Raw genomic sequence first — 23693 nt, 5'->3', positions numbered from 1 at the left:
TTCTGCAGCGAGTTGGGTCTATGTTTGAGAGGCGGAAAGGGGCCCCGGTCCGTCCAGGGGGGAGGTGTTGAGGGGGGGCGGATAAGCCTAGAGGGGGTGTTGAGGGGGCTGATAACGCCCCCAACACCTCAACCATGCGAGAGAAGGCGAATCAAGAATGGACTGCGTCCGAATAATCCTCTGGCTGGGTGGCATCCGAGGGTGATCGCATGCCGAGCACCTTGACGAGCGCCGTCACCAGCACAGCAACAACCAGATTGATGATGAGCGAATAAAGTGCGGCGTAGCCGGGCATCGTCAGCGAGCCGATGTGCAGGGCGAAGACTGACGATTTGAAGCCTGTGGAGGCGGCCATCCAGGTACCGACGGCGATACCGGCGAGCCAGCCGATCATCAGGCCTCGATGATCGAGCCAACGCGTGTAGAGTCCGAGCACGATCGCGGGAAGTGTCTGAATGATCCAGATACCGCCGAGCAGTTGCAGCTGAATCGCGTATTGGAGTGGCAGAAACAGCACAAAGAACAGCGCGCCGAGCTTCACCACCAGGGAAACACGTTTTGCGATCAGCGTTTCCTGGGCGGCGGACACCGACCTATTCAGGAACTCCTTATGCACATTACGCGTATAGAGATTCGCAGCGGCGATCGACATGATGGCAGCGGGCACCAAAGCGCCGATGGCGATAGCGGCGAACGCCACACCGACAAACCACGAAGGGAACGCGTAGAGGAACAGCGCTGGCACCGCGAAATTCGTCCCATATTGCGCGAAATAAGGAGCGAACTGAGGCATCGACTTCACCCCGGAGGCCAATGCCATATATCCCAGCAAGGCGATCAACCCGAGCAGTAGCGTATAGGCGGGCAACAGCGCCATATTGCGTCGAATCGTATTACCGCTCTTTGCGCTGAGCAGCGCCGTAATCGAGTGTGGGTAAAGGAACAGCGCGAACGCTGAGCCCAATGCCAACGTCGCATAAGCGCTGTAGCCTGCGAGCGACCCGCCTGAAGGCGGCTTCAACAGCAGGTTTGCCGCGGGGACTGCTGCGAACACATGCGACATTCCGCCCAGGCGAATCGGAATCACGATCAACGCCGCGATAATCGTCAGATAAATCAGCGTGTCCTTCACGATCGCGATCAACGCCGGTGCACGCAATCCACTGGTGTACGTGTAAGCGGCGAGAATCACAAACGCGATAATCAGCGGCAAATCGCCGAGCCATCCTGTCGCGTGAAAGCCCAGTGCGCCGATCACCACCTCGATCCCCACCAGTTGCAGGGCAATGTACGGCATCGTTGCCACGATCCCCGTGAGCGCGATGGCCAGCCCCAGCCAGCCGCTGCCGTAGCGAGCGCTCACAAAATCCGCAGCCGTCACATAGCCGTGCTTTCGCGACACCTGCCAGAGCTTCGGAAACACCACAAACGCAAACGGAAACACCAGAATCGTATACGGCAGCGCGAAAAACCCTATCGCCCCGGCGCCAAACACCAACGCCGGCACAGCAATAAACGTATAAGCCGTATACAAATCGCCGCCGAGCAGAAACCAACTGACAATCGTGCCGAAGCGCCGCCCTGCCAGCCCCCACTCATCCAGTTGCGCGAGATCCCCGCGTCGCCAGTGCGCCGCCACAAACCCCACAATCGTGACAAACACAAAAAGCGCGACAAACACCGCCGTGGCCGTCCAGTTCATGATCGACCTCCCGTCACCGACTCAGCCGGCGCCGTGCGCCGATGCACCCACGCCGTGAGCAGCGCGGTGACCAGCACCCACGCAAACTGATACCAGTAGAAAAACGGGAAACCGAAGAGAGTCGGCTCGAGCCGGTTGTAGAACGGCACCCACAGAACGCCGGCAAAAGGCAACAACAACAGCCACAGCCAAACCCTGCCGCGCGATAGCGACGCATTTTCATTCATGATTGCGTACCTCCCGGCGGGATCACCACCGATTGCTCACGCAACGTGTGCCTATAACGACTATATGTCGCGAAAAACAAAACGGCCTACGGACAAACCCCAATCTCGCCGGATTCGCCATAAGCCGCATTTCAAGAAGAAAAACCAGCATTGTCACCCCATGCCAGCCATCCTCAAGCCACCGATCGCATGCCCAACCTCACCACGGCTCACGCCGCCGGCACGACCGCCGTCACCTCGATCTCCACCTTCGCTTCGTCCTCCACCAGATCGGCCACTTCCACCGCCGTCATCGCCGGGAAGTGACGACCGATCACCGCGCGGTAATGCTCCCCAATCGCACGATAACTCTCCACGTACTCGCGCTTGTTCTTCACATACCAAGTCATGCGAACAATATGCTCCGGCTTCGCATTGCCCTGCGCCAGAATCGCCACGATATTCTCCAGCGTCTGACGCACCTGCAGCGCGAAATCATCCGTCTCGAAACGTTGCTGCCCATTCCAGCCGATCTGACCGCCGACAAACACGATGCGGCTGCCGGCCGTCATCTCAAAAGCCATGCCATTCGCATAGCCGCGCGGTTTCGCCCACTCAGGGGGTTGCAGAACTTGCAGCATCAGGACACTCCTTCAATAACAGAATCAGGTGCGGCATAGCGCACAATCGCCGCGCGCTGGGCGTCGGGTACCGCGATCGGGGCGGGCCTGCCGCCCTCGCCCTTCGCGACCCAGACCAATACCAGCGTGGCTTGCAAACGCGTCTCGTCGTTCGCCCCGGAAAACCGGATGCGCAACGTCATCGACGAACGGCCCAGACGCGAGACCTCCAGCGAACGCTGAAGCGTCTCGCCCAAAAAACTCGGTGCACTGAAGCGACACTCAATGTTCGCCGTCGGCACACCCATCGCGTTGCGCAAATGCATCTCGCCGAACGACAGACCGAGCCCTTCGGCGCACCAGTCCTCGACCAGATCATTCATCATCTCGAAATAGCGCGGATAAAACACAATCCCCGCCGGATCGCAATGCTTGAAACGTACCAACAACGGTTTCACGAACGCGTGCGCCGCCACCTCAGCCTCCGACATATCCTCTCCCCCGCATGCCTCATCGTCACACCGCATCGACGTGAGTGGGCGCCCACTGGAGCGCCCCACCCTCGCCCTAATGTGCCTCAATGCGCCATTTGCCGAAGCTTGAAGCGCTGCAACTTGCCCGTCTCCGTGCGCGGCAGCGCATCGACAAATTCAATCGCCCGCGGATACTTGTACGGCGCGATGTTAGCCTTCACATACTCCTGAAGCGCCTTCACCATCGCGTCGTCACGCGGCTCGCCGGCCTTGAGCACCACATACGCCTTCACAATCTGACCGCGCGCCTCGTCGCTCGCGCCCACCACCCCGCACTCCGCCACCGCCGGATGCTGCAGCAATGTCGACTCCACCTCCGGGCCCGCGATGTTGTACCCCGCCGAGACAATCATGTCGTCCGAGCGCGCCTGATAGTAATAATTGCCGGCGTCATCGCAACTGAACGTATCGCCCGGCAAATTCCAGCCGTTCTTCACATAATTCGTCTGACGCGAGTCCGCGAGATATCGACACCCCGTCGGTCCCTTCACCGCCAGCTTGCCCACCTTGCCCGGCGGCAACGGCTGCATGTTCTCGTCCACGATCATCGCGATATACCCCGGCACCGGCTTGCCGATCGCGCCCGGCACCACATCGCCATTGGCCGCCGAGATGAAAATATGAATCATCTCCGTGCCGCCAATCCCGTCGATCATCTCGATACCCGACGCCTGCTTCCAGAGCTGACGCGTCGCGTCCGGCAACGCCTCACCCGCCGACACCGTCTTCTTCAGACTCGACAGATCGTACTTGCCCACCAGCGCCGCCATCTGACGATAAAACGTCGGCGCCGTGAAACAGATCGTCGCGCGATACTGCGCGATCGCCTGCAACAGACTGTCCGGCGTGAGCTTCTCCAGCAGCACCGTCGCCGCCCCGACACGCAACGGGAACGTCAACAGACCGCCCGTACCGAAAGTGAACGCTAACGGGGGCGTGCCGCAAAAAATGTCCTCCGGCCCCGGCTTGAGCACGTGACGAGGAAACAGATCGCACATGGCCAGCACATCACGATGGAAATGCATCGTGCCCTTCGGCTGACCCGTCGTGCCGCTCGTGAAGGCGATCAGACAGACGTCGTCCGCCGCCGTGTCGCAAGCCTCGAAGCTCGCCGGCTGGCGAGCCATGCGCGCCTCCAGTGAGTCCTCACCCTCGTCGTGGAAATACACCACCTGCTTCATCGCGGGACAGAAATACTCATGGTCCGCCCGACGGTTGAACTCCAGCTCATCCTTCAGACGTCCATCGCACAGCGCCGCCCCGATTTCCGCCTTGTCGACGATCTGCTTGAGTTCCTTCGCACGCAACAACGGCATCGTCGGCACGGCGACCAGACCCGCCTTGATCACCGCCAGCCAAGCGGCCGCCATGAACAGATTATTGGGCCCGCGCAACAGCACGCGATTGCCCGGCACCAACGCCATGTCGCTGCGCAGCACGTGCGCGATGCGGTCCACCATCTCGCGCAACCCCAGATACGTCGTGACCGTCGGCTGACCGTTCTCCACCGAATAAATTGCCGGCGCCTCACCGCGACCTTGCGCAATCGCGCGATCCAGCAATTCGGCAGCGCAATTGATACGCGCCGGGTACGCCACGTCCGGGTTGTCCAGCAGAAACTCGGGCCACTGATCGACGGGCGGCAGATTGTCGCGCGCGAAAGTGTCAAGATGTCCAGATCGTTCCATGTACTTCTCCTTGCCCCCGGTAATCAAGCACGACGCCTGCGCGCCGCCACAGACCGCGCTCAGCCGTCCTTGAGCAGTTCGCGCGCGATGATCAGTTTTTGTACTTCCGTTGCCCCTTCATAGATTCGCAGCGAACGAATCTCGCGATACAGACGCTCCACGATCGCGCCCGACACCACGCCCGCGCCACCGAACATCTGCAGCGCGCGGTCAATCACCTGCTGCGCCGACTCCGTCGCGAACATCTTCGCCATCGCCGCTTCGCGTGTCGTGCGCTGCCCCTGCACATCACGCTGCCAAGCCGCGCGATACGTCAGCAACGCCGCGGCATCCACCGACGTCGCCATCTCGCCCAGAGCGGCCTGCGTGATCTGGAAATCGGCCAGCGTCTGCCCGAACATCTCACGCGACTTCGCGCGTGCCAGCCCCTCGTCGAGCGCGCGACGGGCAAAGCCCAACGCCGCCGCCGCCACCGACGCGCGGAAAATATCCAGCGTCATCATCGCCACCTTGAAGCCCTGCCCCGCCTCGCCCAGACGCGCAGACGCCGGCACACGACAGTTCTCGAACTTCAGACGCGCGAGCGGATGCGGCGCACTCACGTCGATCCGCTCCGCAATCGTCAACCCCGGCGTGTCGGCATCCACCACGAAGGCGCTGATGCCGCGTGCGCCCGGCGCCTCGCCCGTGCGCACGAAGACACAATAGAAGTCCGCGATGCCGCCATTCGAAATCCACGTCTTCTCGCCATTCAGCACATAATCGTCGCCATCGCGCGTGGCCGAACAAGCCATCGCGGCCACGTCGGATCCGGCGTTCGGCTCCGAGAGCGCAAACGCCGCAATCGCCTCGCCCGAGGCCACACGCGGCAGATAGCGCTGCTTGAGCACCTCGCTGCCCGCCAGCGTGATCGCGCCGCTGCCCAGTCCCTGCATCGCGAAGGCGAAGTCGGCCAGCCCGTCGTGACGCGCGAGCGTCTCGCGCAGCACGCACAACGCCCGCGAATCCAATTGATCCAGCGCGCCGCCATGACTCGCGCTCACGCAATACTTCAGCCAGCCCGCGCGGCCCAGTTGGCGCACCAGCGACACGCATGTCGCGTCGGTATCCGCGTGGTGATCGACCTTCAGCTCGCGCGTGCACCAGGCATCGAGTTCCGCACCCAGGCGGCGATGCGCCTCGTCGAAGAAAGGCCACGCCAGAAAGTCGCCGTTGCGCGCGTTGTGGGGAGTGATATCGCTCATCGTCTCGCTCGCGTCAGTCGCCCTTGAACACCGGTTTCTGCTTGGCGACGAAAGCGTCGTAAGCACGGCGGAAGTCCTTCGTCTGCATACAGATCGCCTGCGCTTCGGCTTCGGCCTCGATGGCCTCGTCCACGCCCATGTTCCACTCCTGATGCAGCAGTTTCTTGGTCACGCCGTGCGCAAACGTCGGGCCGCAGGCAATCTGATCGGCCAGCGCCTGTGCCGCCGAGAGCACCGCGCCACCGTCATGCAACGCGTTGAAGAAACCCCATTGCAGCCCTTCCTCGGCCGTCATCACGCGACCGGTGTACAGCAACTCCGACGCGCGGCCTTGTCCGATCATGCGCGGCAGCAGCGTGCACGCGCCCATGTCGGCACCCGCCAGCCCCACGCGCACGAACAGGAACGCCGTCTTCGCCTGCGGCGTACCCAGACGCATGTCGGAGGCCAGCGCCATCATCGCCCCGGCGCCGGCACAAATCCCGTCGATGGCGCTGACGATCGGCTGCGGACAGGCACGCATCGCCTTGACCAGATCGCCCGTCATGCGTGTGAAATCGAGCAGCTCCGGCATGCTCATCTGCGTGAGCGGGCCGATGATTTCGTGGACGTCGCCGCCCGAGCAGAAATTGCCGCCCGCACCGGTCACGACGACTGTCTTGATATCCGTCGCGTAGACCAGAGCGCGAAACAGATCGCGCAGCTCGGCATACGAGTCGAACGTCAGCGGATTCTTCTTGTCCGGACGATTCAGCGTGATCGTGCCCACGCTCGGACGCCCTTGTGCGTCGTTCGACACCGACCACAGAAAGTGCCTGGCTTCATAGTTCGCGAACGGGCGCTTGTGATGCGCCATCGTCAGTTTCACGTCACTCATTGGCCGATCTCCTCAAATAGGTTGTGCATTCGCGCTTAGCCGACGGTCACTTCGCCGCCCGCCACCGCGACCGACTGTCCGGTCACCGCACCCGCGCCCGGCTGGCAGAGCCACAGCACGGCGTCGGCCACCTCTTGCGGTTGCACGAGGCGCCCCTGCGGATTGCGCTTTGCCAGCTCGGCGCGCGCGTCGTCTTCGCTGCGTCCCGTCTTGGCGACGATGTTCGCCACGGCGTCGCGCACGATATCCGTTTCCGTGTAGCCCGGGCAGACGGCATTGACCGTCACCCCTTTCTTCGCCACTTCGAGCGCCAGCGCGCGCGTGAGTCCGACCACGCCGTGCTTGGCCGCGCAATACGCGGTGACATACGGATAACCGATCAGCCCGGCGGTGCTCGCCACGTTCACGATGCGGCCCCACCCGGCCGACAGCATCGCGGGCAGCGCGGCGGAAATACAGTGAAACGTCCCCGTCAGGTTGACGTCGATCATTTGCTGCCAGAGCGCACTGTCCGTCTTGCCGAACGGCGCGCTGATCGCCTGCCCCGCGTTGTTGACGAGCACCTGCACCGGGCCAAAGCGCTCGGCGGCGCGCGCAAAGGCCGCAGCGACGGCGGCGGCGTCAGAGATATCCGCGCTGACCCAGGCCACCTCGCCATGCACGGCCAACGCCTGAGCGCCGCTCGCGAGCGCGGCTTCGTTGCGTCCGAGCAGCGTCACGCGCGCGCCCTGCGCCAGCAGCGAGCGGGCCACGGCCTCGCCGATGCCGCGCGCGCCGCCCGTCACCAGCGCATGCACCCCTTCGAGCGAGGCGGGCGAGGCGCTGGCCGAGTTTGTCGTTGACGTCATGAACTGTCCTTATTTACCGATCTGTTGAGCGTAGGCGGCCGCACGCTCCAGATTGGTCTCGTACTGCCGCTTGCCCGCATAGTACTGCGACGGCCACGGCAGATCCTTGTAGCCGATCTTCGCGGCTTCGTGCAGCGTCCAGAACGGATCGGCGAGGTGCGGTCGCGCCAGCGCGCACAGATCGGCACGGCCCGACGCGATGATGCTGTTCACGTGATCCGCCTCGAAAATCGCGCCGACGGCCATCGTCGGAATGCCGGCCTCGTTGCGCACACGGTCGGCAAACGGCGTCTGGAACATGCGGCCGTACACCGGCTTCTCGTCCTTGCTGACCTGGCCCGACGAGCAGTCGATCAGATCCGCCCCGGCGTCCTTGAAGGCGCGCGCGATCGTCACGGCGTCGTCCGGCGTAATGCCGCCTTCGACCCAGTCGTGCGCCGAAATCCGCACCGACATCGGCTTGGCCGCCGGCCAGACATCGCGCACCGCGTGGAAGACTTCCAGCGGATAACGCAACCGGTTCTCCAGCGAGCCGCCATACTCGTCCTGACGCTGGTTCGTGAGCGGGGAGATGAAGCTCGAGAGCAGATAGCCGTGAGCGCAGTGCAATTCGAGCCAGTCGAACCCCGCCTCGGCAGCGCGGCGGGCGGCGTGCACGAAGTCGTCCTTGACGCGGTCCATATCGGCGCGGGTCATCTCGCGCGGCGTCTGCGACACGCCTTCGATGTAAGGCAGCGGCGAGGCCGAGATCAGCGGCCAGTTGCCGTCGTCGAGCGGCTGGTCGATACCGTCCCAGGCCAGGCGCGTCGAGCCTTTGCGACCGGCGTGGCCGATCTGCATGGCGATCTTCGCGTCGCTGCCCGAATGCACGAAGTCGACGATGCGCTTCCACGCATCGCGTTGGGTATCGTTCCACAAGCCGGGGCATCCCGGCGTGATGCGTGCGTCGGGCGACACGCAGGTCATCTCCGCGACGATCATGCCCGCGCCGCCAAGCGCACGGCTGCCCAGGTGCACCATGTGGAAGTCGCCCGGTACGCCGTCGACCGACGAGTACATGGCCATCGGCGACATCACGATACGGTTCTTGAGCGTGAGTTCGCGCGCTCTGTACGGCGTGAACATCGGCGGAATCGCCTGCTGGCCGTCGGCGCGCTTCACACCGGCGCGCGTGGCGAGCCAGTCTTCGAAGCCCTCGACGTAGGCGGCGTCTCGCACGCGCAGGTTCTCGTGAGAGATCCGTTGCGAGCGCGTCAGCAGCGAGTAGGCGAATTGTTCCGGGGCGAAGCGGGCATAGCGATCGACGGTTTCGAACCACTCCGTCGAATTCCGGGCGGCGTTCTGAATCTTGAGCACTTCGACGCCACGCGTGGCTTCGTAGTCGGCCAGCACGCGCGGCAGGGCATCGATGCCCTGGGTGCGCAGACCGTCGGCAAGGGCGATGGCGTCTTCCAGCGCGAGCTTGGTGCCCGAGCCGATCGAGAAGTGCGCGGTGTGGGCGGCGTCGCCCATGAGGACGATGGGCACGCGCTTGCCGTCGATATCGCGCCAGTGCACCCAGTGTTCGCAGATCACGCGCGGAAAGCGGATCCAGATGGCCGAGCCGCGAAGGTGCTTGGCGTTGCTCATGAGTTCATGGCCGCCGAGGTACTTCGCGAAGAGGTTTTCGCAGAACTTCACCCCGTCTTCCTGGCTCATCTGATCGATGCCGTGCGCCTGCCAGACCTCCTCGGGTGTCTCGACGATGAACGTCGACGTGTCGGCATCGAACTGGTAGGCGTGCGCCTGGAACCAGCCGTGCTCGGTCTTCTCGAAGGCGAACGTGAAGGCGTCGAAACGTTGATGTGTTCCGAGCCAGACGAAACGGTTCTGACGCGTGTCGATGTCCGGGCGGTAGGTGTCGGCGTAACGCGTGCGGATGCGGCTGTTCAGGCCGTCGGACGCGATCACCAGATCGGCCTGATAGCGGCGGGCGATCGCTTCATCGTCGGCCACGTCGGTCTCGAAGACCAGTTCGACGCCGAGCGCTTCGCAGCGCGCCTGAAGAATGTTGAGCAGCTTCTTGCGGCCAATGCCGATGAAGCCGTGACCGCCCGAGGTGATCGTGCGACCTTCGAAGTGGATGTCGATGTCATCCCACCGGTTGAAGGCGGCGTTGATCTGCGCGGCGCTCTCGGGATCGGCTTCCTGAAGATTGTCCATGGTGGCGTCGGAAAATACGACGCCCCAGCCGAACGTGTCGTACGGCCGATTTCGCTCAACCACCACCACACGATGCGAAGGGTCGCGCAGCTTCATCAACAAGCCGAAATACAGGCCCGCGGGACCGCCACCGATACAGACGATATTCATCTCCAGCCTCCGGATTCACAGATCGCGTCGCGTTTGCCGATCTTTGTTAAATCATAAATAGTTTATGCCTAAAATACTAGCGAAAAAAATTACGGCAGACAAGGCCGCCAGACCCTGACGAGCGACGGGATCGGGAAAGCCCTTAGAAGAGGAAGAGGAGTTGTCCGAGGCTGCCATCGGACGATTCCGAAAATTCGCCGATGTGTCCAAAACCGAAATACGTGGCGCGGCGCGTCTGCCAGACTTTTCGCCGTCGTGTCACTCACGGTTCTCTCCAACCTCTGGCCTGACGCCAGGGTGTAAGCCCCCCCGGCTGCTGCATGTTCACCGTGCTCACTGTTGCGCCCTTTTTGCGCATTCGCGTCTTCGCGCGCGCCGATCCCCGCCATGGCGGTGTCCGGCGCGCGCGTGATGTCGCGATGCACCGTTTCGACTCAAAAAAAGGGCAACGTCATCCGTGGCACATCGCGACCGTCCGGGCTTCATCGCATTTCTCCAGCGCCGCCTTGGCGCCGTAGTTCCCTACCTCTGCGCTGTAGTCCCTTACCGCGCTTACGTCTCTTACGTCCCTTGCGTCCCGCGCGTCCCGTACACGCAGGCCGTCCTGCGCACCAGCCTGCTGGCGTGCGGACTCGCGCTCCAGTGCCCGGCCGGCATCGCTCAAGGCCACCCGTCCGCGATGCGCGACGCAGCACGCCAAGGGGTGCAGGACGAACAGTTGGAGCGCCAACGCCGGGAGGCCGACGAGCGCGATCAACGCGCCGGCGCGCCCGACATTCGCCTGCCGGCGCCAGCCGACGGCGCACGCATCGCGCGAGACATCCTACAGCTTCCCGTCGAATCGCCCTGCGTGGTGCTGCGCAGCGTCACGCTCTCGGGACTGGACGGCGCCCCGCTGCCAGCGCCCTTCGCGTCGGTCGAAGCGGTGCTCGCCCCGTTCGTCGGCCAGTGCGCCGGCACGAACGGGGTGGCCCGGGTTGCCGCCGTGGCCACCGAAGCGATCCTGGCCGAGGGCTGGATCACCACACGCCTGATCGTTCCCGAGCAAGACATGGCCGACGGGCATCTGACGCTCCAGGTCATCCCCGGCCGCGTCTCGGCGATCCGCTTCGCCGATCCGGACGTGTGGGGTACCTGGCGCTCCGCAGTCCCCTTGCGGGACGGCGACCTCCTCTCGCTGAGCGCGCTCGAGCAAGGACTCGAACAACTCAAACGCCCGCCGAGCCAGGATGCCGACATCCGCATCGAGCCCGGCGCCTCGCCCGGCGCGAGCGAAGTGTTGATCGACATACAACGGCAACGGCCATGGCGTCTGCTGGCCTCCATCGATAACGGCGGTACGCGCGACACCGGGCGCCTGCAAGGCCAACTGGCGATCGGTCTCGACAATCCGCTCGGCTTGAACGACCTGCTGGACGTCGCCGTCCAGCACGACCTCTCGACCGGCGACGACCGGTTCGGCACGCGGGGGGCGAGCGTCAGCTACTCGGTGCCCTGGGGCTACCACACCGTCTCGATTTTCGGCAGCACGCGCGCGTACTTCCAGCGCATTGCGGGCGCCAACGAATCGTTCGTGTCGAGCGGGCGCAACCAGACGGTTGAACTGCGCCTGGAGCGCGTCGTCCATCGCGACAGCAGCGGCAAGACAGCGCTCGACGCTCGCCTGGGACGCCGTTTCGGCAAGAGCTTCATCGAAGACTTCGAGATTTCCCAGCAGTACCGGAACAACACCTATCTGCAGATCGGGGCAACGCACCGGCAATACCTCGGCACGGCGCAGGCGGACCTTGCCCTGAACTACCGGCAGGGCGTGCCGTGGTTTGGCGCGCAGGAAGACCTGCGCGACCCCGTCACCCGCCAGCCGACAAAGCAAACGTATCGATATCGCATGCTCACCCTGGATGTGCAGTGGTCCGTGCCGCTCCCTGTAGGGCGTTTGCCCATTCAGTATGTCGGCACGCTCCACGGACAAACCACGGCCGACGCCTTGTGGGCCGTCGACCAGATAGCCATCGGCGGGCGCTACAGCGTACGCGGCTTCACCGGCGACCAGACCCTGAGCGCCGAGCGCGGCTTTTTCCTTCGCAACGAGTTGCACGTGCCAATCGCGGCGAGCGCGCATGCCGTTTATGCGGGCGTCGATTACGGCCGTGTGTTCGGCCCGAGCGCCCGCTACCTCCCCGGCACCCGGCTGGCCGGCGCAGTCATCGGCCTGCGCGGACAAGTCGGTACGTACGGCGGCCCGTGGGGCAACGCCAGCTACGACGTCTTCCTCGCCAAACCCCTCCTCCATCCCGCCAGGTTTCCCGTCAATGCCGCCGTTGCCGGCGTGTCGATTGCCCTTCGCTACTGAGTCCCGACCATGAACACACGTTGCTTTCATCTGATCTTCAGTCATGTCCAACGCCAGTGGGTGGCCGTCGGGGAAAACGTCCGTCGCGGCCAAACGCCGGGAGGCAGTCGCAGCGCGCGTCGTCGCCAACCGGGCAGCACGAACGCCGTGGCGCGGCGAGCGCGCGTTCTGCGCCCGCTTGGGGCAGCGCTTGGGTCAGCCGTCCTGCCGGCGCTGCTCGCCTTCGGCTTCCCGACGACTGCGGCGTCGCAGATCGTCGCCGCCCCAGGCCCGCACGCCCCCGGCGTCGGTACGACACCGAACGGCTTGCCGCTCGTCAACATCACGGCGCCCAGCGCGGCGGGCGTGTCGCAGAACCAGTACCAACAGTTCGACGTTCCCACGCAGGGGGCGATTCTCAACAATTCGCGCGCCATCGTGCAGACGCAAATCGGCGGGCTGGTGCCGGGCAACCCCAACCTCGCGGGCGCGCCGGCACGCATCATCGTCAATCAGGTGACCGGGACGCTGCCCTCGCACCTGGCCGGCTATCTCGAAGTGGCCGGGCAGCGGGCCGAAGTCATCGTCAGCAACCCCAACGGGCTGACCTGCGACGGCTGTGGCTTCATCAACACCCCTCGCGGGGTGCTCACGACCGGCCTGCCCGTGTTTGGCGGCAGCGGTTCGCTCGACGCCTTTCGCGTGACCGGCGGACGCCTGCAAATCACGGGTCACGGTCTGAACGCCAGCAACCTGACGCACGCCGCCCTCCTTGCGCGCGCCGTCGAGGTGAACGCTGCCGTTCACGCGCAACAACTGGACGTCATCGCGGGCCTGAACGAGATCGACGCCGCCACCTTCGGCATCCACCGCAGCGCTACCGCCGCGAGCGGCGCGCCGCCCTTCGCGCTCGACGTCTCCCGTCTGGGCGGGATGTATGCCGGGAAAATCCGGCTCATCGGCACCGAAGCCGGCGTGGGCGTGAACGTGGACGGGCACATCACCGCCAACCAGGGTTCGCTGGTGTTGAACAGCGCCGGGCAGCTTCAGATTGGCGGACGGCTGCACGCGCGCGAGGACGTGCGTGCCACCGCCGCCGGTGACTTGTCGATTCGAGGCGAGACGCTGGCCGACGGCGCGCTGGTGCTGCGAAGCGCGCACGACCTCGTCAGTTCAGGCACCCTGCGCGGCGCGCGTGACGTGACGCTCGAAGCCGGCGGCATTTGGCGCCATAGCGGCACGGTGTCCGCAGGACGGCATCTGGTCGCCGATGCGGCGGCGGTGGCGTCCTCCGGCGCGATGGCCGCCGGCGCCAAGGCCGACGGCACGCGCGGGGAGACAGGGAATCTGTCGCTCTCCACCGCGGGGCTGATGCAAGCCAGTGGCACCCAGTCGGCCACCGGCGACATCGCCTACATCGGCGATGCCCTCGATTTCACCGGCGCAACGTCGACCACCTTGCGCGCACTGCGGATGCAAGCGCGCAGCGGCGCCGTCACGATGACGCGCGCAACGACGCAAGTGGGGGGCGCGACGCAGATTACGGGAAAGCACGACGTGATCCACGACGGGGCAACGCTCAGGACGTCCAGCCTCGTCGTCGAGGCCGCCGGACTGAGCAATCGCGGCGGACGCCTCTCACAATGGGGCGTATCGCCGTTCCGACTCTCGCTGTCCGGCCTGCTGAACAATCGCGAGGGGCAGATACATGCCAACGGCAGCAACTTCTCGCTGACCTCCGGGCACATCGACAACACGTCGGGCAAGATCGAGCACGCCGGCACGGGCGACTTCCGCCTTGTCGGCGGGCGTGTCGACAACACGTGGGGGACGTTCGCCACCAACGGCGCCCTGTCCATCGACGCGAGCACCTGGCGCAACGAGGACGGCACCGTCTCCGCGAAACGTTCCCTGACGGCCGGCATTCGCGGCCTGACGACGAACACCGGCGGGCTGATGCAATCCGGCGGCGTGTTTTCATTGCGGGCGGACGCCATCGAGAACCGCGGTGGACGATTGCTGGCACTGGGCAACGCCGAGCTTCGTCTGCATGCCGAGACGCACATCGACAACGCACGGCTGGGCGATACCCAAGGGGAAATTGCCGGGCGCGGCGACGTCACGCTCTCGGCGGCGTCGCTGTCCAATCGCGGGACATGGACCGCGCAAGGGTCGCTCGTCGCCAATGCCGCAGGCCCCTTGCTGAACGCGGGTGGGCGTATCGTCGCGCAGCATCACGTCAACCTTGCCGTGCAGGGCCTGTTCGACAACGCCAACGCCATCTTGAGCGCGGGCGAAACGTTGATCCTGCGGGCCGACACGATCCGCAACACACGCGGGGTGATGCAGTCGAGCGCGCTTGCCGTGCACGCCAAGCGTCTGGACAACGGCTTTGGGGCAATTCGCCAGACGGGCACGGGCGTCGATCACTCCGCGTTATTCAGCATCGGCGGGCGTCTGCAGAATCGCGCGGGCGAGATCCATTTCGCCGCCCGTGACGCCACTCTCGACGCCACCGAACTCGACAACGCGGGCGGTACCGTGGCGCATGCCGGGCGCGGCGCGTTGTCCATCAAGGGGCAGTCGCTCGACAATCGCGAGGGAAGTGTTGGCACGAACGGCGACTTGCTGTTGCGCGTGAAGTGGCTGACGAATGCACTCGGTCGCATGACGGCATTGCGACACTTGCGCGCGAACGTCGACGCGAGTCTGAACAACGCGTCGGGAAGACTGGCGGGAAAGTCCGTCACGTTGGAGGTGGGCGAGACGCTCAATAACCGCGCGGGTTCGGTCGAAGCCAGCGACGCGCTGCTGGTGAAGGCTCGGAATGTCGACAACGCGGCAGGAGCGCTGCTCAACAGCGGCCAAACGCCAACGACCGTTGCCGTTCAGGACACGCTGACCAACACCGAAGGCGGCCGCATCGCGGCCAATGCGGACGTCACCGTCACGGCAGCCAACTTCGACAACACTGGGGGCCGACTGCATGCCGGCAAATCCCTTGCGCTGACGGTTGCCTCGGACCTGCGCAACACGGCCGGCTACCTCACGGCGGGCGAGCGCCTCGACATCGTCACCGGTGGCAGCATCGTCAACCGCGCCGGCCACGTAAGCGCCCGCGACGCCCTGCGCATCGCGGCCGCCGGCAACCTCGACAACGGGTTGGGGTCGTTCGACGTCAGCGCGCCCTATGGCTACCTGCGCTTGTCCGGGCGACAACTGGACAACGCCGGTGGCCGCGTCGCGAACGCCGGCACCGGTGCCATCGACATCCTCCTGCGCGAACGGCTACGCAATCGCGCCGCGCCCGGGAACGCGGCGAAGTCCGTGGGCAGCATTGCCGGCAATGGCGCCGTCAACCTGTCGGCGAACGGCATCGACAACCTCGACGGCGCATGGATCGCCGCCGGCGGATCGCTCAAGCTCACCTCGACGCGCGACATCGACAATCGCTTCGGGCGGCTACAAGCGCGAGGCCCGTTGACCGCCGCAGCAAACCAGCACATCACGAATGTGGACGGCGTGATGCATGCCGGCCAGGCGCTGTACGTCGCGGCGGGTGGCAAGCTCGACAACACGCGCGGCAGCATGGAAACCGCGGGCAATCCGTCGACCGGCGGCCACGAAGCCGTCACCCTGTCGTCCGGAACGCTCGACAACACCGACGGCCGGATCGTCAACGGCACGCGCGGCGACCTGAGCATCACGGCGAACGCGATCACGAATGCGCTGACGCGCCCTTCGGCATCGAATCGTCCGGTCGGACTGATGGGCGGCAACGGTCGCGTATCCATCACGACATTTGCGTTGATGAATGGCCCGAACGCGCTGATCAGCGCCGGTGCGGATTTGTCGCTGGCGGTACGAGACGCCCTCGGCAATGCCGGGACCCTATTCTCGGGCACCGACCTCGGCGTGACGTGGCGGGATGCGCAACGAACACGGGCGTTCGAGAACACCGGGACCGTTCAGGCGCGTCGCGATGCGTCCCTTGCCGTGGCCGAACTGGATCACCGCGCGGGCGAAATCGCCGTCAATCAGAATCTGACCCTGCGCACCGAACGCCTGCTCGGCACCGCGCGATTACGGGCGGGCAACGCGCTGCACGTCTCGTTGCCGGGTGACTTTACCTATGGCGCCGACCACGCGTGGCAAGCCAACGGCAGTCTCAAGCTTGACGTCGGTGGCTTGTTGCGCGTTCACGGCGCGCTTGGGGCGATCAAGCAACTGACGGTGAACGCCGCTCGCGTTGTCAACACGGGGCAAGGTCGCCTGCGAGCCCACTCGGTTCTCGTGAACGCGTTGGACGACATCACCAACGACACGCGCATCGATGGCGACGACGTCAGACTGATCGGCACCCGCTTCACGAACACCGGCGCTGTCATCGGCGGCCGCCTCCGATTCGATGGCGCGAGCTTCGTCAACACGGGCGAGCGCGCCGTGCTGGCGGCGACGCAGCAATTGGATCTCTTCGTCTCGGGCAATGTCCTCAACGAGAACGGCGCGACGCTCTACAGCCTGGGTACCCTGCGCGTGGCCGCGGGCGAGACGCGCGATGCGCAGGGCTATCTGACGCAGCAAATGGGGAGCTTCATCAACCGCTCCGCCGTGCTCGAAGCCGGTGGCGACGTCGACATCGCGACGCGCGAATTCGTGAACGACCGCAGCTACATCAACATTGTGCGAGGCGGCGACACGAGCGAGACCCAGACGGTGCGCGACGTCTGGATCGCTGGCTACGTGGCGCTGCCGAACGAATCGGGCAGCCGGGCACGCTGCGCTGCCAGCACGGCATCCGCCTGCGAAGAATTGCCGACCGAGCATACGAGCCACAGCCTGAGCGTGAACGGCGAACCGGCGATGATCGAAGAGACGTACGAAGAGACCAACCAGTTCGGCAAAGTCGTGCGACAAACACGTCTGATCCCGAATCCGCGCAACCAAGCCTTTGCGCAGTGGCGTTGGGGACGTGAAGCGCGCGCGGCACTCTCTGCAGAGAAGCTCCACGTGGTGAACAGCCCCATCAGCGTCACGATCGCCAAGCGCGGGGTGACGGCGCTCGACACCGACAAGAAGACGTTCTCGCTGGAGCACCCCATCATCGAGTTGTACAAGCGGAATTTCTTCTCGAAAGATTTCAGCACCCGCAACATCACCCAACGGGCCGTTCAGCATTTCGAGTCGATCACGGACGATGGCCAGGGAAATTGGGTCATCCAGTTCTGGCCCGACTACGAGCCCGATGCGCACCTCCGGCCAACGTTCGTCGATCAGTCCCGCCACACCATTACCGGGGATGCCGACGAAGGCGTGCGGATCTTCCGCCGTGGACACGGCATCGAGGACGGCCGCGACACCAACGAATACCGTCGCCGCATTACCGTTCGCAGCGCGACCGACGTGCTGGGCGACGTCGCGGCGCCGGGCGTCATCACGTCGCAAGGCACGATCCGCCTGAACGTCGATAACGGCACCGCGTTGAATCATGCGTCGACGATCAGCGCCGGCGGCGACCTGCAGGTTCGCGGCAACGACGGTCACATCACGAGTCGTAGCGTGGCGCTCGAGCGCGTGGATCGCATCGCGCAATCGTCCGATCTCTATTGGCACGAGAAGCGCGGCAACAGCGATAGCTGGTTCACGACGGTCGATCTCGACGTGACGGAACGGCGCGCCATCGTCGAGGGGCTACCCAGCCTGATCACGTCGAACCAGACGACAAGCCTTCGCGGTCGCGACATCACCATCGAGACCAGCACCGTCGACGGCACGATCATCGGCAGCCGGCAAACGGACAGTGCGGTCGGCACATCGGCACGCGTTGCCGTCGACACGGACGCGACGACGGTCGCGACCGGTACGCCGGCCGGCGTCGATCCCTTGACCGCGACGCCGGCGACGTCCGAGATCTCGGGGGCGATTCAGACCCTGGATAGCGTCTCCGGCGGCATCCCCGATCTCAAGCTTCCACGCAGCGCCCTGTTCAAGGTCGTGACCGCCCCCGACCAACCGTATCTCGTCGAGACGGATTCGCGATTCACCGATTACGGCACGTTCGTCTCCAGCAACTACCTGCTCGAGTTGCTCGGCGTCGACCCGGCCGGCATCGAGCGTCGTATCGGGGATGGCTTCTATGAGGCGAAGCTGGTGCGCGAACAGGTGCTGACCCTGACGGGACGCGCGTCGCTGGGTATCCAGGACGGTGGCGCCACGGCAGCAGCCGACGCCGAGTTCCGCACGCTGCTGGCGCAAGGCGCCCGCGCGGGCCGGGATCTCGAACTGCGTGTGGGCATTCGACTCTCGCCCGAGCAAATGCGGGCCCTCACCGACGACATCGTCTGGCTGGTCCGCCAAACGGTGACCTTGCCGGACGGCAGCACGACGACCGTGCTGGTGCCCACGGTGTACCTGGCGCATGGCAAACGCGTCGCAATGCAACCGGGCGGCGCATTGGTCACTGGCCGCGACGTCATTGTCGAGGCAACGAACGACCTCATCAACAGCGGCCAGATCGTCGGCGACGCGAGTACTCGGGTCCATGCAAGCGACATCGACAATCGCGGTGTGATCGGCGGCACGAGCGGCTTGGGCAGTGTTGGCGCGGTGGAAGTCGTTGCCGAGCGCGATGTGCGCAACATCGGCGGCGAAATCGCGGGCAAGCAGGTCAATGTCACCGCTGGACGAGACGTCGTCGTCGCCAGTCAGACCCATACCACCGAGTGGGTGAGCGGATCGGAATCGGGCTCGGCAACCACCGTCGAATCCCAAGGTCGTATCGGTGCGCAGGATTCGCTGGCGATCACTGCCGGGCGCGACCTTACGGTCAACGGGGCGGAAATTGATGCTGGCGGCGACGCCGACCTCGCTGCGGGGCGCGACGTCACGCTGGGCACGGTGGCGTTGAACCGCGAATTCGGCGGCGGATCGAGTGATAACCACAATTACACGCAGGTCACGGACCAACTGACGGCCACCGTCAACACGGGCGGCAACGTTTCCGTCCTGGCGGGACGCGACGCGTCCACTGCGGGCACCGGTATCGACGCGGGCAAGACGGTCGTCATTGCGGCGGCCCGCGACGTGGAGATTGGCGCGGCTCTCGGCAGCATCACGGACTCGGGTCGCGTGGACACCGACACCTACGCCGCGTCGGTGGACTCGTATGAAGAAACCGTGCGAGGTAGTCAGGTCCAGGCTGGCGGCGGGATCACCGTCGCCGCCGGGCAAGCCGCGGCTGTCGAGCGGCTGCTCAACGAGCGAGGCGTCACCGCGTATGTGACGTCGGGGGACGCGACGACCGGTGACGTGAAGATACTGGGCTCGTATCTGAGCGGTGGTTCCGGCGATGGCAATCGATCTGGGGCGGCATCGACATCAGCTTCGACATCGACATCGGCTTCGGCTTCGGCTTCGGTGTCAGCATCGGTGTCAGCATCGGCGTCGACATCGCCATCGGCAAAGGCGGGCAAGTCCGACGTCACCGTCATCGCGACGGGGGATGTGACCATCGGCGGCGTTTCGGCCCGTTACGACGACACCCGTTGGTCACGAACCACTCAGCAGGGCTTGCTCTCCTCGACGACAGAAGAAAATCTCCGCGAATCGCACGGCACGCGCACGACGGGCAGCACGCTGTCGGGCGATGGCGTCACGGTTGCGTCGGGGCGGGACGTCACGATTACCGGGTCGCAGGTCGTGGCCGATGACGACATGACGATCGGCGCAAGACGGGATGTGACGATCACGTCCGCGGAAGACCGCAGTAACTCACTGAGCGTTACGGAGAAGCAGACTAGTGGCGTCTTCGGCAGTGGTATGGGCTTCACCATCGGCAGCCGCTCGGAGAAGGAAAAACAACGGCGCGAGCAGGTTACGCAAACCGGGAGTGTGGTCGGTTCGGTGACCGGAGACGTCAGCGTTCAGGCAGGCAACGACTACCGGCAGGAAGGCAGCACGGTCGTTGCCCGCGATGGTGACGTGACGATTGCCGGCAAACGCGTCGCCATTGTCGAGAGTGAAGACAGCGAACAGAGCGTTCATGAACGGGAAGTCAAGCAGGCGGGATTGACCGTTGCCGTCTCCAGCCCACTGCTGAATGCCGCAGAGACCGTCGGTCAGATGGGCAAGGCGGTCGGCAAGGTCAAGGACCCGCGCATGAAGGCGCTCGGTGTCGCCGCCGGTGGACTCGCGGTGAAAAATGCCGCCGACACCGTCAAGAATCTCAAGGATGCGGCCAACGTCAATATCTCGGTCACGGTCGGCGGATCTAAGCAGGAAAGCCGCGAGACCAACGAAAGCACAACGGCCAATGGCTCTAGCGTACGTGCTGGTGGCAACGTCACCGTTGCGGCCACCGGCGATGGCGATCAGTCGTCGCTGCTCATTCGCGGCAGCGAGATCGACGCCGGGCAGGACGCCAAGGTCACGTCCGACGGCACGCTCGACATCCTCGCGGCAGCGGACACCTCGGAGCACCACCGCCGATCCACCGGCGTGTCGGGCGGTATCGGGTTGGGCATTTCCATGGGCGCCAATGGCACGTCGATGGGGGTGACGGCCAACGCCAGCGCGTCGCGCGGCAAGGCGGACGGCAAGGACGTGACGAACCGGTCCAGCCATATCACGGCGGGCGGCGTGGCCGAGATCGTCTCTGGCGGCGACACGAACATTCGGGGCGGCACGGTGGTCGGCGAGCGAGTCGTGGCCAATGTCGGCGGCGATTTGAACATCGAAAGCCTGCAGGACACGAGTGCCTATGCATCGAAGGATCAGTCGATCAGCGGCAGTGTCACCGTTGGGTTTGGTGGTGCGTCCGGCAGCATCAACGTCAGCCATCAGCAGATCAATAGCGATTTCGCAAGCGTGACGGAGCAGTCGGGGATCAAGGCGGGCGATGGCGGCTTCGATGTCACCGTCAAAGGCAACACCGATCTGACGGGTGCCGTTATCGCCTCGACCGATAAGGCGGCCGACAAGGATAGGAACCGTCTGAAAACCGGTTCGTTGACGACGCGCGACATAGAAAACCACGCAGAGTATGACGCCTTCGGCATCAGCCTGGGTGGCGGTATCAGCACGGGCGGCGGGGAGAACGCCAAGGTCGGCACGGACCAGAAGGGGGATGCGCAAACCGGTGCGAACGCCACACCCGGCAGCGAGCTGCCGAAGACGGGAGCGGTGAGCGTGGCGCCGCCGGTGGTGGTGGCGGCAGGCGATAGCGCGTCGAGCACGACGCGCAGCGGTATCAGCGCGGGGGTGATCGAGATCACCGACGAGGCCAGCCAACTGGAACGAACCGGCAAGACAGCCGAGGAAACCGTAGCCGCTGTCAATCGCGACGTGTCATCGGACAAGGACGGCAGCAGCGCACTCGCCAACAAATTCGACAAGGAGCAAATCGAAACCAGCTTCGAGATCATGCAGACGTTGCAGCGCGAGGTGGGGACGTTTGTGGGGAATCGGGCTAAGGAAGCTGACGCTATTGAAGCCCAGTTGAAGAAAACCACCGATCCCGAACAACGCGCGGTGCTAAATCAGCAACTGGCCGACGCAAAGAAGTGGGGACCCGGTGGCGACTACCGTCTGATCGTCAGCGCCATCACAGCGGGCATCAGCGGCAATGTCACAGGCGCGGCCGGAGAGATGGCAACGCGTGCCACGGTGAACTACCTGCAAGGTCTTGCAGCGAAGGAGATCAAGGCGCTCGGCGAAAACCTCGATCCCGCATCGAAAGCCGCGTTGCATGCAGTGACGGGTTGCGCGGGTGGTGCGGCCTCCAGTGGGAACTGCGATGCGGGTGCGATGGGCGCTGCCGCCGGATCGCTGTTGGGCAGCCTGCTCGCGGCGGGCGACAAATCCGGGCAGGACCTCTCCCAATCCGAGCGTGAGGCAAGGGTCAATCTCATCACGTCCATCGTGGCTGGGGTGACGGCTGGCGTCGGAGGGGACGTTGCCACTGCGTCGATCAGTGCAAAGACAGAGGCAGAGAACAACACCTTGGGGGTCAGGGTCGTCCCTCCTCCGCCTCGCCACACGGGCGGCGCGCCTGGCCCCCAAGGCAGTAAGCGCGGCGGGCGTGACGGCGATGACATCGATCCGACGTCTGCGGGCCGCGCCACCACAGCCTCCGCAAGCGGAAACGTCGCTGAACGGTTGAAGGACGCGCTGACCAAGGCCGCGTGCGCGATCTCAGGACTGGCTTGCTCGAATCAGTTGATCGTTGACGGTGTCGTCGCACGAGTCATCGGCGACGGCGCAAACGACGATAACGTGATGGGAACGCCCAACGAAGGCCCGCGCGGCGTCAATGTCACGGGGACGCCGGACACTGGGGAGAAAGGGCCAACGATCATTGGTACGCCGGATCTGGGGGAGCGCGGCGCTACAATCATTTCAACTCCGGACCAAGACGTGAAGGGCCCGATCATTACAGCGACGCCGAATGAAGGGCCGCTGGTATTTGATCCATTGCTGATGGCCGACCGGGACGATGTGGCCCCGTTGCCCGGCAAGACCACCGTCTACATCTCGACTTCGGAGGACGGCACTACTCAATATGTCGGAATTACCGATAACTTCAAATCGCGATACGCCGCTCATTTGCGACAAAAAGAAATTGAAATCACCCCGATAACAGGATTACGCAACATCGCCCGCGAAGACGCACGCGCAATCGAACAGGTTTTAATTGAATTCAACGGACTTGGAAAAGACAAGGGAACCTTACTTAACAAGATAAACAGCATCGCAAGAAAAAACCCAGAATATGCGACCTCCCTTGCAAGGGGAGCATCAATTCTCAAAACAATCGGTTACGAAGGATTTGAATAATGGCCAAATTAGGTGATGTATTTAGAATAAAAACCAAATTCGGATTCGCGTACTTCCAATTCACAAAGAGAGACAAACTTATGGGGTCACTCATAAGAGTATTTCCAAACAGATTCAATCTCCAAGAAGATGAAATCAAAGATCTCATAAATTCCCAAACAAATTTTTGGATATTCTTTCCCGTTTCCGCCGCAGAGAAGCAGGGAATTATCGAAAAAATTCTGCACGCACCCATTCCGGATCACTCATCGACCTTCCCCCTATTTAGGAATGGCATTGCAAATAGCGCCACTGGCAAGGTCACTAATTGGTGGTTCTGGGACGGAGAAAAAGAATGGAAGGTTGGCGTTATCAGCAATGAGCAACGAAAATTACCGATCCTCGCAGCATGGAATGACACGCTGCTGATAAAGCGCATCGAAGATGGGTGGCTACCCGAGAAAGACCCTCGCTAACGC

General features: G+C 64.0%; 13 protein-coding genes. 4 read left to right on the top strand and 9 right to left on the bottom strand.

What is annotated here, in order from left to right; translation table 11 throughout:
• Nucleotides 1-151: 151 nt before the first annotated feature.
• The 9 genes from mctP to PEP31012_RS19320 form a co-directional block, all read right to left on the bottom strand.
• Nucleotides 152-1702 (bottom strand): monocarboxylate uptake permease MctP, encoded by a 1551-nt coding sequence (mctP, locus tag PEP31012_RS19360; protein ID WP_150590924.1) that lies wholly within the window; start codon nt 1700-1702, stop codon nt 152-154.
• The gene (locus PEP31012_RS19355; protein ID WP_150590923.1) at nt 1699-1929 is read right to left on the bottom strand and encodes a DUF3311 domain-containing protein; all 231 of its coding nucleotides are present in this window, start codon (nt 1927-1929) and stop codon (nt 1699-1701) included. Before PEP31012_RS19355 ends, mctP begins: the two co-directional genes overlap by 4 nt.
• A gap of 209 nt (nt 1930-2138) precedes the next feature.
• Complete coding sequence (locus tag PEP31012_RS19350; protein ID WP_150590933.1) at nt 2139-2546, bottom strand: RidA family protein; 408 nt, start codon at nt 2544-2546, stop codon at nt 2139-2141.
• A 2-nt stretch (nt 2547-2548) separates the two neighbouring features.
• Nucleotides 2549-3019: an acyl-CoA thioesterase gene (locus PEP31012_RS19345; protein ID WP_150590922.1), complete on the bottom strand. Its 471-nt coding sequence runs from the start codon at nt 3017-3019 to the stop codon at nt 2549-2551.
• An 86-nt stretch (nt 3020-3105) separates the two neighbouring features.
• The gene (locus tag PEP31012_RS19340) at nt 3106-4749 is read right to left on the bottom strand and encodes an AMP-binding protein (RefSeq protein ID WP_150590921.1); all 1644 of its coding nucleotides are present in this window, start codon (nt 4747-4749) and stop codon (nt 3106-3108) included.
• A 59-nt stretch (nt 4750-4808) separates the two neighbouring features.
• Nucleotides 4809-5993: an acyl-CoA dehydrogenase family protein gene (locus PEP31012_RS19335; protein ID WP_150590920.1), complete on the bottom strand. Its 1185-nt coding sequence runs from the start codon at nt 5991-5993 to the stop codon at nt 4809-4811.
• A gap of 13 nt (nt 5994-6006) precedes the next feature.
• Nucleotides 6007-6870 (bottom strand): enoyl-CoA hydratase family protein, encoded by an 864-nt coding sequence (locus PEP31012_RS19330; RefSeq protein ID WP_150590919.1) that lies wholly within the window; start codon nt 6868-6870, stop codon nt 6007-6009.
• 35 nt (nt 6871-6905) lie between these two features.
• Complete coding sequence (locus PEP31012_RS19325) at nt 6906-7718, bottom strand: SDR family NAD(P)-dependent oxidoreductase (RefSeq protein ID WP_150590918.1); 813 nt, start codon at nt 7716-7718, stop codon at nt 6906-6908.
• Between the two features lie 9 nt (nt 7719-7727).
• Entirely contained in the window at nt 7728-10070 is a 2343-nt protein-coding gene (locus PEP31012_RS19320; RefSeq protein ID WP_150590917.1) for a bifunctional salicylyl-CoA 5-hydroxylase/oxidoreductase, read from the bottom strand.
• Nucleotides 10071-10390: 320 nt separating this feature from the next.
• On the opposite strand from PEP31012_RS19320, the gene PEP31012_RS19315 reads away from it, so the two are divergent.
• The 4 genes from PEP31012_RS19315 (at nt 10391) to PEP31012_RS19300 (ending at nt 23690) form a co-directional block, all read left to right on the top strand.
• On the top strand, nt 10391-10588 hold the full coding sequence (locus PEP31012_RS19315; RefSeq protein ID WP_150590916.1) for a hypothetical protein: 198 nt from the start codon (nt 10391-10393) through the stop codon (nt 10586-10588).
• 161 nt (nt 10589-10749) lie between these two features.
• Entirely contained in the window at nt 10750-12423 is a 1674-nt protein-coding gene (locus PEP31012_RS19310) for a ShlB/FhaC/HecB family hemolysin secretion/activation protein (protein WP_150590915.1), read from the top strand.
• Nucleotides 12424-12432: 9 nt separating this feature from the next.
• Nucleotides 12433-23235: a two-partner secretion domain-containing protein gene (locus tag PEP31012_RS19305; RefSeq protein WP_150590914.1), complete on the top strand. Its 10803-nt coding sequence runs from the start codon at nt 12433-12435 to the stop codon at nt 23233-23235.
• Nucleotides 23235-23690 carry a hypothetical protein gene (locus PEP31012_RS19300; protein WP_150590913.1) on the top strand — a complete coding sequence of 152 codons (456 nt, stop codon included), beginning with the start codon at nt 23235-23237 and terminating at the stop codon, nt 23688-23690. Before PEP31012_RS19305 ends, PEP31012_RS19300 begins: the two co-directional genes overlap by 1 nt.
• Nucleotides 23691-23693: the final 3 nt, after the last annotated feature.

Source organism: Pandoraea eparura (assembly GCF_902459725.1).
Taxonomy (GTDB): Bacteria; Pseudomonadota; Gammaproteobacteria; order Burkholderiales; family Burkholderiaceae; genus Pandoraea; species Pandoraea eparura.
This window is presented reverse-complemented; position numbering and strand designations above follow the sequence as displayed.